Source organism: Halobacillus campisalis (assembly GCF_030345335.1).
GTDB lineage: Bacteria > Bacillota > Bacilli > Bacillales > Halobacillaceae > Halobacillus_A > Halobacillus_A campisalis.
The window spans coordinates 384,331-396,368 of record NZ_JAPVRC010000001.1 but is presented as its reverse complement, the minus strand read 5'-3'; the positions used below and the strand labels follow the sequence as shown (position 1 = coordinate 396,368).

Here is a 12,038-nt window from a genome sequence, read left to right as displayed (position 1 = left end):
CTGATTATTTAGATCAGAAATATTGTTTTTTATCCCTTTCTTGTTTGAGGATTTCTACTGCTTCTCTAAACCGCTGAGAATGAACAATTTCCCTTTCTCTTAGAAATTTAAGGCTGTCATTCAAACAAGGGTCATCTGACATATTTATAATCCACTGATAGGTGGCCCGAGCTTTTTCTTCGGCAGCAATATCTTCATATAAATCTGCGATGGGATCTCCCTTAGCTTGAATATAAGTTGCCGTCCATGGATTTCCTGCTGCATCGTGGTAAAACAACGCTTTATCATGATTGGCATAATGGGGACCGAGACCCGCTTCTTTTAACTGATCTGGTGTAGCATCTTTCGTAAGTTTATAGACCATAGCAGCGATCATCTCTAAATGGGCGAACTCCTCTGTTCCTATATCTGTAAGCAGGCCGATTACTTTGTCCGGAATGGAGTATCTTTGATTCAAGTAGCGCAGCGCTGCAGAAAGTTCCCCATCCGCTCCACCATACTGTTCAATTAAAAATCTAGCTAACCGGGGATTACACTCACTAACTTTTACAGGATATTGCAATTTTTTTTCATATGTCCACATAAGCATCCTCCCTTTCAGCTATTACATTTGCCATGGCCACGGAGAGTCATTCCAATTCCATGGGTAGGCAGAATAACTGCCTCCAAATTGGCGCAGTGGTCCAAATTGCTGTTCATACTGTGATTTTAATTGTCTGCTCTCAGTTGCTAATTGATTAAACTGCTGAATCGCTCTATAATCTTGAGGGTGGGTGTCTAAGTATAAGGTAAGTTCTACTAGAGCGAAATCCACTTGTTGGATCTTCTCCATCAACTCAGTTTGTTCACGGGGAGGGGTCAACTTTGATCACCTCGCAGCGGAGTTGGATACGGATCAAATAGTATGGGCCACAGGGTTCCTTTGCATAGAGCTTCTTTTAACGAATATTGAGGAAGTCCAGTCGGTTGAAACCCGAGATACAGGTTAGGCGGGGTTTGATAATATTTCCATCTCATGGGAGGGCAAGGGTCGGAAGTACTGACATAAGGTTGATACCATTTGATCGGTGTGTACATAATCATCACCTTTCTAACGTTCTATCCTCACGATATGTAAGGAGAACTTGTACTATTCAAAGTTGAAGGCAGGATTGAAATGAATTATGGAGAATGAAGATATAGATCAATAAATAAGGAGTGAGTGTATGTTTGTCAAAAGTATTATGAAACCAGTCCACAAGTCACAAGTAGCTCAAAAAGATGAACGCTTGAATGAGGTTTTGGACAGATTGAATCAAAAAGACTTGCACGCTATGCCGGTGCTCGACAATGAGAAATTCATCGGGGTGATTTCAAGGGAGGGAATATATCGTCATTATTTCGAAGGTGGAGAAAGCAAAGAAGTATTTTTGAATGAAAGAACAGCAGGAGAGACCTGTGAAGAAGAGGATCTATTCATCCATGATGAAGAAGTTTTCGAACAAACTCTCCCCACTTTCAAGGGGTATCCAATATTGGCGGTTGTGGATGAAGACAAGACTTTTCAAGGTTTGGTTACACGTTATGATGTAATCGAACAATTTGAAAGTGCTTTCGGTGTGAAGAAGAAGGGGGTACGTATTGCCTTTACTTCGGAGGAATCAGAAGGACGTATCGAGCGTCTTGGAGATATCATCAAAAATTACCATGAAAATGTTATATCACTGGCCACATTCGATGAAACCGATAAGCTGGCGAGAAGAATGGTCCTAAAAATAGATAAAAATAACAACATAGAGGCTTTTACAAAAAAACTAGAAAAAACAGGATTTAGAATTATTAGTGTGAAAGAGGTATAGGCAGAACCTCTGCGTTTATGAAAGATGTGTTCCTTCGCGGGGGAAGGTGTAAATTACTTATATAAAGAATATACAAACTTTACACAACAAAAACTTTCCTATTATAATTAATAAAAAACCCCTTATGCGGAGGCTAAATTATGCAAAGTCAAAAGCCGAAATACAATATAAAAGCAGTATCGCAAATGCTGGACATTCAGGCAGGGACGCTGAGAGCCTGGGAAAGACGCTACCAGATGATTCGTCCTATCAGAAATGAAGCGGGTCATCGGTTATATACAGATGACCATATCCGCACTTTGAAATGGTTGATTGATAAAGTAAATAAGGGGTTTACAATTTCGCAAGCCGTAGCACTTCTTGAAAACAGAGGAACTGAAGAAGCTCCTAAACAAGAGAAAGCCGAAGAAGTGAATCACTTGGAAGGTACGGGGAACCAGCTGCTTCATTCTCTTTTATCATTTGATGAAAGAGCAGCCCAGCTTAAATTAGATGAAGCGTTCAGTTTATTCACGCCAGAAACCGTGGCTATTGATATGATCGGTCCAATATTGGTCAAAATCGGTGATATGTGGGAGAACAAAGAAATTACTAGCGCGCATGAACATTTCGCCAGTAATTTCCTCCGTTCACGGATCGGCATGATGCTTTTGACGATTCCTACTGAAACGATTCAGCCGCGGGCACTGCTGGTATGTGGACCAAATGAAAGCCATGAATTAGGTCTGCTGATCTTCGCCTTATTTTTAAAACGAAAAGGGTATGAGGTCATTTATTTAGGTCAGAGTATAGCGGGGGGAGACATCGAGATTGTTCTCGATGAAACCGAACCGGATTATTTGTTCATGTCTTGTACGATGAAGAAAAATATTCCATTAACCATCCGATTAGTAGAATCTCTGGATAAACAATATCCCAAATTGAAAATCGGGCTGGGCGGTTATGCTTATGATGTTTTGTCCGAGCTGGACAAAAAACGGCTTGGACCATATATGGTAGGCGGATCTAGAAGTGAGTGGGATGAGTGGTTAAATCAATAATTGTTAATGATAAGCCCCCTATCATTGGCGAAGAATTGCTCATCTGCGGAATTATGGATATAATGCTAAAAAAAGTGCCATAATTAGAGCAGTCATCATAAGATATAGATAACAGATATCCTTAACAAAAGGGGGCGTATACATGCGAGTAGAAAGAATGTCTAGCGAAAAATTTAAAATATTTCTTACGTTTGATGATTTGTTAGACAGAGGCTTGACTAAAGAAGAATTATGGAACGATCTGCCAAGAGTTCACCGCGTTTTCAGTGATATGATGTATGACGCCGGAGTTGAACTTGGTGTTGAACTTAACGGTATGTTACTCGTTCAGGTTTATCTGCTGCAAGCTCAGGGCATGCTCGTCGTTGTTACCAAATCTAAAGAAGATATAGATGAAGAAGATGGTTATATTGAAATGAAAGTAACATTAGATGAAAGTAAAGAGATGATTTTTGCTTTTGAAGATTTCGAAGATGTGATACAGGCAGGGTTCCACTTACATGCGTTAGCTGTCACTAAGGGCGACGTTTATTTGTATAACGATCATTATTATATGATCCTGGACGATGATTCCATATTTCATTTGGAAGCAGAGCAAGTCATTGCCTTGTTATCAGAGTTTTCTTCGGCTTCGGCTATGACTTCTCATCGCTTAATAGAATACGGACATTCAATTATGAAAAACAACGCAATTGAAACGATTTATAAACATTTTTCTAAATAAGTAATTTCTCAACAGAACGGCAGCTCACAGCTTCGTTCTTTTTGTTTTTATGTTAAATATTTTATGTTTTTTCATAATAGAGTTCTTAAACTAACCGGCAGGATAGTGGAAGACATGATTTCGAGACAATCGGAGTTCGTTGCCCTATTAAGAGTCAGGGGTTGTTGGGAAGCTGCTCGCTTTCCTGTGGGGGAAGTGGCGAGCTTCCTCGGGCTTAAAGCCCTGTGGGATCTCGCCTACCTCCTTCTCCCACGGGAGTCTCGCAGCTTCCCAACAACCCCGTACGAAATGGAATGAACGAACCCCCTGGCATTGGAAAAGACTTCTGATCTCTCATTTAAGCTGCGTATTCCGGCTATAGAGGTTAGCGCCTAACGAGACTGGCAAGTCAACACCGAATCATTTTATTCTGGTTTCCTTTATCTCCCCCAGCTCAGTCCAGTCCATACACATTCTTTTTGAAATGGATGACAATTAATCTTATACAAGAAGACAAAAAGTGATTAACCGCATGTGACGTAACCTATTAGACAATAAACATTTAGCCATGAAAAGATCAATTTGTTGTAATGGGGTATTGGAAATGGGGCGACTTGTCTTTGCCACTCGAAAAGAGCTGTACTAAACTCAAAGCAGTATCTCAGATGTTTCCGTGAACCTGACAAACTTAAAGGAGGTCCGGGAAATCGCGAGACTCCCGTGGGAAAAGAGTGCTTGGTGAGACCCCGCAGGACGGGACGTCCGAGGAGGCTCACCGCGCTCCCACGGAAAGCGAGTGATTTCCCGGACCTCCAAACGCTGTCAAACGTAACGGAAACAGCCCTAACATCTTGAAACTGAGTGTTCCACTAAAGGGAGTTTATATGATAAAGATAAGACTTGAATTTAAAAGGTGCTTGTTTATTATTAGATAGATGCACCAGTGAGAACGTGTTAAAATATACAGGTTGATATTTATTTAAATGGACTGAAGAATGGAGTGTACGGGCATGAAGATTGCTGTTTTATATGGAGGAGTATCTGGTGAGAGAGAAGTCTCGCTATCGACGGGTAAAGGCATTATTAAAGCGTTAAAAAATAAAGGTCACGAAGTAATAGGCATCGATTTTGATCCTAGTAAATTAAAAGAACTGCTGCAGCTGGACGTCGACCTTGTCTTCATAGGGCTGCATGGCCGATTCGGAGAAGACGGTAAAATCCAAGGATTGCTGGATATGCTGAACATTCCTTATGTAGGTTCCGGAGTCCTTTCCTCCGCGCTAGCGATGGATAAAGCGAAATCAAAACAAATCTTCGCTGCTGAAGGGATCAAGACCGCACGAAGCCAATCTTATGTAATCAACCAATTTGAAAACACAGAAGAGATTGCACGCAGCGTTAGGGAACAGTTTAATGTACCTTTTGTTGTTAAACCGAATCAAGAAGGTTCTACTTTAGGCTTAACAATTGTTAAGGAAGAGGAACACATTGATAAAGCTATAGAGGTTGCTGCTGCATCTGATACAGTAATCCTAGTGGAGGATTATGTAGGTGGAAGAGAGGTTACTGTCCCTGTCATCGGTAAACAAGGCAGTGAACAAGCACTCCCTGTCATAGAAATCATTCCTAAAAATGACTACTATGACTTTGATTCGAAATATAAACCAGGCGGAAGTGAGCATATAGTTCCTGCGCAGGTATCTGATGACTTAACTAAACAGCTGCAAGAAGATGCTGTCAAAGCTCACCAGCTTTTAGGGTGTGATGTCTATTCACGAGTAGATTTTATTATAGATGCTCACAATAATGCCATAATACTGGAAGTGAATACTTTGCCTGGAATGACCCCGACCAGCCTTTTTCCAGATTCTGCACAAGTCGTTGGCTTGAATTATGATGATCTTGTAGAGCGTTTTGTAGAGTTGTCCATACAGGAGTAAAATTTATTGCTGTAATCGCTTACATTTCTTTAGAAAAATAAGAAAGAAAGCTGTATATTCGCTTTGCATAACGATGTCTAGAGTGTATACTATTGACTGAAAGACCACCCAAGCGAATGGTTTCACATAGGAGGTAAATCGATGGTAGCCGATAAAGCTGACGTCAATGCTAATGAAAAAAATGATAAGTTGGATGTATTAAAGTCGACACAGACTGTCGTAAAAAAAGCGTTAGACAAACTTGGATATCCAAACGAAGTATATGAATTATTAAAAGAACCTATACGGATGATGACGGTTAGAATTCCCGTCCGCATGGATGATGATTCGATTAAAATATTTACAGGTTTCAGGGCGCAGCATAATGATGCTGTAGGTCCTACAAAAGGCGGCGTTCGGTTTCATCCGAACGTTTCAGAAAAAGAAGTGAAGGCTTTATCAATTTGGATGAGTTTAAAAGCGGGTATTGTCGATTTACCTTACGGTGGAGGTAAAGGGGGCATTGTGTGTGATCCAAGAGAGATGTCCTTCCGAGAACTAGAAGGGATCAGTCGGGGTTATGTCCGTGCCATCAGTCAAATCGTAGGGCCGACCAAAGATATTCCAGCGCCAGATGTGTTTACGAATTCACAGATTATGGCTTGGATGATGGATGAATACAGCCGGATCGATGAATTCAACAATCCAGGTTTCATCACAGGGAAGCCGTTAGTGCTGGGTGGTTCACACGGACGTGAGTCGGCAACTGCAAAAGGAGTGACCATCTGCATTGAGGAAGCTGCTAAGAAAAAAGGGATCCAGATTGAAGGCGCCCGCGTAGTCGTTCAAGGATTCGGAAATGCAGGAAGCTTTTTAGCTAAATTCATGCATGATAAGGGCGCTAATGTAGTGGGAATATCTGACGCTCAAGGGGCTTTATACGATCCGAATGGGTTAGATATTGAATACTTATTGGATCGCAGGGACAGCTTCGGAACAGTGACGAACTTATTTAAGAATACAATTTCCAATAAGGAGCTTTTGGAGCTGGATTGTGACATATTAGTTCCAGCAGCCATTGAAAATCAGATCACTGAGGATAATGCGGATAAAATAAAAGCAAGCATTGTGGTAGAAGCAGCAAACGGGCCGACCACCATAGATGCTACGCGTATGCTTTCTGAACGTGGAATCCTGTTAGTTCCGGATGTTCTGGCATCAGCCGGGGGAGTGACGGTTTCTTATTTTGAATGGGTGCAGAACAACCAGGGTTACTACTGGACGGAAGAAGAAGTCGAAGAGAAATTGTATCAAGTCATTGTCAAAGGGTTTGATAACGTGTATAGGACTGCGGAGACGCGTCGTGTAGACATGAGGCTGGCCGCTTACATGGTCGGTGTAAGAAAGATGGCTGAGGCCTCCAGGTTCCGCGGATGGGTTTAACTTGATTCGCATGCATAAATCTCCTATCATTTACATGGTAGGAGATTTTCTATTGAGATGGTTTAATGTGGAATAGGAGTGACAAAGGTGCAGGAAGAAAAAGTAATAATTATAGGTTCAGGCCCATGTGGCATGAGTGCCGCGATTGAACTTAAAAAAATAGGGATAGATTCTTTGATTATCGAAAAGGGAAGTGTCGTGAATTCCATTTATCATTACCCGACCCACCAGACATTCTTCAGTTCAAGTGAAAAGCTGGAAATTGGTGAAATCCCATTTATAACCGAACGGCAGAAACCAGTAAGAAACGAAGCGCTGTCTTATTATCGGGCGGTAGCAGGACGTGAAAATCTGCGCATCCAACCTTTTGAGAAGGTTGAAAAAGTTGTGAAATCGGATGGAAAATTCCTTCTTTCCACTGAAAAAAATTCAGGTGAAAAGGTCGAGTATTCCTCTGATTTCGTTATTGTAGCGACAGGTTATTATGACCAACCTAACCAAATGGGGGTCAAAGGAGAAGAGTTGGATAAAGTAATGCATTACTTTAAGGAAGCTCACCCTTACTATCATCGGGATGTCGTCATTGTCGGCGGAAAAAATTCAGCTGCTGATGCGGCATTGGAATTAGTTAAAGCAGAAGCAAACGTTACAGTGCTATACCGGGGAGAAGATTACTCCAGAAGTATAAAGCCATGGATTCTGCCTCAATTCGAAGCGCTTGTTAATAAAGGCGTCATTGACATGGAGTTCTGTGCCAATCTTAAAGAAATAACAGATGATCAAGTCATTTATGAATGTAAAGGGGAAGAACGCAGCATTCCCAATGATTTCGTATTCGCGATGACAGGGTATCGTCCAGACCATTCGTTTATTAAAAACATGGGTGTCGATATGGATGAGCACACAGGCAGGCCTTCCTTTGATCCAAATACGATGGAAACGAACGTCGAAGGTATTTATATTGCGGGTGTAATTGCAGCTGGCTACAATAATAATGAAATTTTTATAGAAAATGGACGTTTTCACGGCGGACATATCGCCCGTGCCATTAAACAGAAAGAAGCCGAATAATTGATATTCGGCTTCTTTTTTATTTATGTTACGAACTAAATATGCTTCCACACTTATTAATAATTTAATTAGTAGCTGAACATAGGTGTGAGTTCGAGAGGGTTGTTCGTCATCTCTAATACGACCATCAGCTTTATGCGTGCTTTAGGGCCAGTTAGACCATTGGCAAATATGACTCCCATGCTTTGCAGTTGGCTGCCGCCACCTTTATAGCTGTAAGTCGGCTGCACAATGCCTTGATAGCACCTGGAAACAAGAACGACGGAAATACCTTTTTCAATCGTTGTTTGAATGGAAGCAATCGTCTCTGGGGGAAGGTTCCCCTGACCGAGCGCCTCAATGACCAGCCCATCGATACCGCTTTCTTTGACTGCCTCTATGATAGAACCGTCCATACCCGCATATGCCTTGATCAGGGCTACTTTCTTACTCAATTTTTGAATAGGATAAGAATCATGTGTTGTCGTTTTATGATGGAAGAAGACTTCGTTTTTCGTAGTAATTCCTATTGGACCGTATTGCGGACTTTGGAACGTCGCTACGTTGCTGGTTGATGTTTTCGTCACATTCTTTGCCGTGTGTATTTCATCATTCATAACGACGAGTACACCTTTTCCTTGGGCCTCGTCACAGCTTGAAACACGAATTGCGCTAAGTAAATTATAAAGACCGTCCGACCCAATTTCATTACTCGATCTCATAGCTCCCGTGACGATGACAGGTTTTTTTGTTTGTAGAAACAAATCAAGAAAATATGCAGTTTCTTCAAGTGTGTCTGTCCCATGAGTGATGACGATTCCATCATAATTTTTTGCTGCCATTTTTTCATGTATATACTGACCGAGCTGAAGCATGTGTTCAGGGCCGATATGTGGAGAAGGCAGATAAAAAAGAATTTCATCTTCAATGACTGTCGATCCTTTTAAATGAGTAGAAATTTCATCCAGCGGATGCTTTCCCTCAGTATTGACTTCGCCGGTTTCTTTATTTTCTTTCATAGATATAGTGCCGCCTGTATGTATCACTAGTATGGTTTTCATAAGGACCTCCTGCCTATTAATATTCCTTTTCTTACTTTTCCATGATACGATTAAATCTGTGAGATGGGAAGAGAGGGCGGATATTTTATGGCCATATTTACTGCGGCTATTGCACCTGCTGTTGCACTAATGACTTTTATATATTTCAGTAAAAGAATCGAACTGGAGCCGTTACCTTTAATCGTCCGCATGTTCATCCTCGGAGCGATTCTAGTCTTTCCACTTATGTTCATCCAGTATGCGTTTGAGACGGAGGGACTTCTCCAGGAACCCGTGTTCAAGTCGATTTTTCTCGCGGGATTGCTGGAGGAATTTTTCAAATGGTTCTTTTTATTATTTGTAGCCTATCGTCATGCGGCATTTGATCATCATTATGATGGGATTATTTATGGGGTAGCGATCAGCTTAGGTTTTGCCACCTTGGAAAATATTATTTACATTTTTGCAAATGGGATAGAAATTGCATTATTGCGAGCCGTTTTTCCAGTATCTTCACATGCCCTGTTTGGAGTAATGATGGGCTATTATATGGGGGAAGCGAAGTTCAAAGTAAGCAAAAAGAAGTTTGCCCTGGCTCTTGCATTAATTATACCTTTTTCATTACATAGCTTGTACGACTATTTTATAGTAAAGTCTAACTGGCTGATTTATATAGCTCCTTTTATGATCATTTTATGGGTGATCGGTGTGAGACAAATCAAAATTGCAAACCGTCACCACGAAAAACTGTTGAATTCATACACGGAATAAAAGCTTCCTCAATTGAGGGATAGCCGTTCGGTTTTTGTTGAGAAACTGACGTAATAGTATACTAAATAGCAGACCAACCCGCATATGGATTGGTCTGCTATTTTTGTTTGAATTAATCGTTATTAGATGTGGAAAAATGTGCAGCTTGTGAAAGGTAGTTCTTAACCTAACTGGCAGGATAGTGGAAGACTTGATTTCGAGATAGTATGGGTTCGTTGCCGTGTTGAGAGTCAGGGGTGTTGTGAAGCTACTCGCTTTCCTGTGGGATCTTTGCTGTTCCGTCATCATGATGAGTGGAAGGTGGTTTTAGGAATGGACTCGCTTTCCGTGGGAGTGCAGTGAGCTTCCTCAGGCTAACGCCTTCCGGGATCTCACCAATCACTCTCTTCCCACAGGAGTCTCACCCATTCCTAAAACCACCTAACTTATATTAAGAGACGGAACTAAGACATGAGAAGCAAAAAACTCTCTTATATCAACGTTTCCCAACCAAACTCGTGTATTCGAGCTTCGACGCTTAGCGGTTTAACGAAACTTCCTTCACTTCTGTACGATAAGTCAACATCGACTCCCTTCGTTCTTCGTGTTTCCTTTATCTACGCCAGCACCGTCCAGTCCATACGCCGCTGAACGATGCGCTTCCGCTTTTACAAAAGGAGTCTCGCAGCTTCCCAACAACCCCTCCCGTCAAAATTTCATATCCCTGCCCAATGAATATATCGTATTCTGCCTCAAGTTTATTAATAAGAGACCTATGTTAAGCCAATCAGTTTGCTACCATCAAAGTTCGCTTTCCTTGAAGGGCAATGCCGTAAACAATAGGAAGGTGCGTGGTATCATCTCTAACGATTTCATTTATTAATTAAGGAAAGAAATCACTTCACTTTGGGTATGGCACACTCCATGGGTGGAGGTGATGTATCACACTACCACTAGCTATGTTCTAAGTGAAAAACTTCATAATTAATTTTTCAGTGTTCTTAGGTACTGAAGTACTGTCATAAGAGTTTCCGTTCTACTAATGATCGCTAAGAGCTCCGGGAAATCGCGAGACTCCTGTGGGAAAAGAGTGCTTGGTGAGACCCCGGAGAGCGTTAGCTCGAGGAGGCTCACTGCGCTCCCACGGAAAGCGAGTGATTTCCCGGAGCTCTAAACGCTGTCAATCATAACGGAAACAGCCCGAATATCTCGAACTGAGTCTTCCACTATAGGGAGCTATAGTTTAACTAGATATTTTAACAAACAAAAGCGCTTAGATTTTAATATCCAAGCGTTTTGTATTTTACACTGCTATTTTTAGTACTAAACAAACTTCGTTTTAGCGGGATAATTAAGCTGTTTTTTACATTTTTCTCAAAAGTATCAGAACTAACTAAATGGAGGGGCCTTTTTTTTGTGTTTGTGTATATTGTGTCGAATTTGTATAAAACTACCTCTATAAATACAGGAATGGGTCAGGAGTGTAAATGAAATGGTTTTGAGAAAAATCACAATGGCTTCTTTACTTTTCGCTCTACTAATATTACCAGTACCAAATATGGAGGACCAGGGAACGGCGCACGCTTTTAGTGATCAAGTGATCCAGCACGGCGCAGTTGGACAAGATGTTATAGAATTGCAAGCTCGACTGAAACATTTGGGTTTTTACAGTAAAAAGGTTGATGGAGTTTTCGGCTGGAGTACCTATTGGGCTGTGCGAAATTTTCAATATGAATTCGGAATGGAAATTGATGGATTAGTCGGTCAGCAGGTTAAAAACAAATTAGTAAAAGCATCGAAGGGGTATGAGCAGGCATTACCGAAAAACGAAGGCAGTAACGACCAGAGTGCTCCTTCTGAACCTACAGCCGTCAATGTTCCGGGAGGTTATTCTCAAAACGATATTAAATTGATGGCTAACGCAGTTTATGGTGAAGCGCGAGGAGAACCTTATGAAGGGCAAGTGGCTGTAGCAGCGGTCATCTTGAATCGTTTAGAAAGCGCCACTTTTCCAAACTCTATTTCAGGAGTTATTTTTGAACCTCTGGCATTTACAGCAGTAGCTGATGGGCAAATTTGGCTTACACCGAACGATAAGGCAGAGGAAGCAGTTCTTGATGCTATCAATGGATGGGACCCTTCAGGGAATGCGACATACTATTTTAACCCTAACACGGCAACTTCAAGCTGGATCTGGTCCAGACCACAAATCAAGCGAATAGGGAAACATATTTTTTGTAAATAGGAGGTAAAGT

The 12,038-nt window shown here is 41.4% G+C and carries 12 protein-coding genes; 8 read left to right on the top strand and 4 right to left on the bottom strand.

Going from position 1 to position 12,038, the window contains the following annotated elements; genetic code table 11:
- Positions 1-13: 13 nt before the first annotated feature.
- The 3 genes from O2Q26_RS01960 to O2Q26_RS01950 are packed head-to-tail and all read right to left on the bottom strand — an operon-like array spanning position 14 to position 1,077.
- A complete protein-coding gene (locus tag O2Q26_RS01960; protein ID WP_253936675.1) occupies positions 14-583 on the bottom strand; it encodes a manganese catalase family protein in 570 nt (189 codons plus the stop codon).
- Positions 584-604: 21 nt separating this feature from the next.
- Positions 605-832 carry a spore coat protein CotJB gene (locus O2Q26_RS01955; RefSeq protein ID WP_253936688.1) on the bottom strand — a complete coding sequence of 76 codons (228 nt, stop codon included), beginning with the start codon at positions 830-832 and terminating at the stop codon, positions 605-607.
- Positions 833-858: 26 nt separating this feature from the next.
- Positions 859-1,077 carry a spore coat associated protein CotJA gene (locus O2Q26_RS01950; RefSeq protein WP_289214330.1) on the bottom strand — a complete coding sequence of 73 codons (219 nt, stop codon included), beginning with the start codon at positions 1,075-1,077 and terminating at the stop codon, positions 859-861.
- Positions 1,078-1,205: 128 nt separating this feature from the next.
- Between O2Q26_RS01950 and O2Q26_RS01945 the strand changes: the two genes are divergently transcribed.
- The 6 genes from O2Q26_RS01945 to O2Q26_RS01920 all read left to right on the top strand — a co-directional run bounded on the left by O2Q26_RS01945 (position 1,206) and on the right by O2Q26_RS01920 (position 8,014).
- Positions 1,206-1,838: a CBS domain-containing protein gene (locus O2Q26_RS01945; protein WP_289214329.1), complete on the top strand. Its 633-nt coding sequence runs from the start codon at positions 1,206-1,208 to the stop codon at positions 1,836-1,838.
- 140 nt (positions 1,839-1,978) lie between these two features.
- On the top strand, positions 1,979-2,878 hold the full coding sequence (locus O2Q26_RS01940; protein ID WP_289214328.1) for a MerR family transcriptional regulator: 900 nt from the start codon (positions 1,979-1,981) through the stop codon (positions 2,876-2,878).
- A gap of 142 nt (positions 2,879-3,020) precedes the next feature.
- Entirely contained in the window at positions 3,021-3,602 is a 582-nt protein-coding gene (locus O2Q26_RS01935; RefSeq protein WP_289214327.1) for a genetic competence negative regulator, read from the top strand.
- Between the two features lie 989 nt (positions 3,603-4,591).
- Positions 4,592-5,521: a D-alanine--D-alanine ligase gene (locus O2Q26_RS01930; protein WP_289214326.1), complete on the top strand. Its 930-nt coding sequence runs from the start codon at positions 4,592-4,594 to the stop codon at positions 5,519-5,521.
- A gap of 141 nt (positions 5,522-5,662) precedes the next feature.
- Positions 5,663-6,943 carry a Glu/Leu/Phe/Val family dehydrogenase gene (locus O2Q26_RS01925; RefSeq protein ID WP_289214325.1) on the top strand — a complete coding sequence of 427 codons (1,281 nt, stop codon included), beginning with the start codon at positions 5,663-5,665 and terminating at the stop codon, positions 6,941-6,943.
- Positions 6,944-7,030: 87 nt separating this feature from the next.
- Entirely contained in the window at positions 7,031-8,014 is a 984-nt protein-coding gene (locus tag O2Q26_RS01920) for a YpdA family putative bacillithiol disulfide reductase (protein WP_289214324.1), read from the top strand.
- Positions 8,015-8,082: 68 nt separating this feature from the next.
- Here the strand turns inward: O2Q26_RS01920 and O2Q26_RS01915 are convergent, their stop codons facing one another.
- Positions 8,083-9,054, bottom strand: coding sequence for an asparaginase (locus O2Q26_RS01915; protein ID WP_289214323.1), 972 nt, complete (start codon positions 9,052-9,054; stop codon positions 8,083-8,085).
- A gap of 87 nt (positions 9,055-9,141) precedes the next feature.
- Between O2Q26_RS01915 and prsW the strand changes: the two genes are divergently transcribed.
- Together prsW and sleB are read left to right on the top strand one after the other, a co-directional pair.
- On the top strand, positions 9,142-9,804 hold the full coding sequence (prsW, locus tag O2Q26_RS01910; protein ID WP_289214322.1) for a glutamic-type intramembrane protease PrsW: 663 nt from the start codon (positions 9,142-9,144) through the stop codon (positions 9,802-9,804).
- A gap of 1,471 nt (positions 9,805-11,275) precedes the next feature.
- Positions 11,276-12,028, top strand: a complete 753-nt coding sequence (gene sleB / locus O2Q26_RS01905; RefSeq protein ID WP_289214321.1) for a spore cortex-lytic enzyme — start codon at positions 11,276-11,278, stop codon at positions 12,026-12,028.
- Positions 12,029-12,038 lie beyond the last annotated feature (10 nt).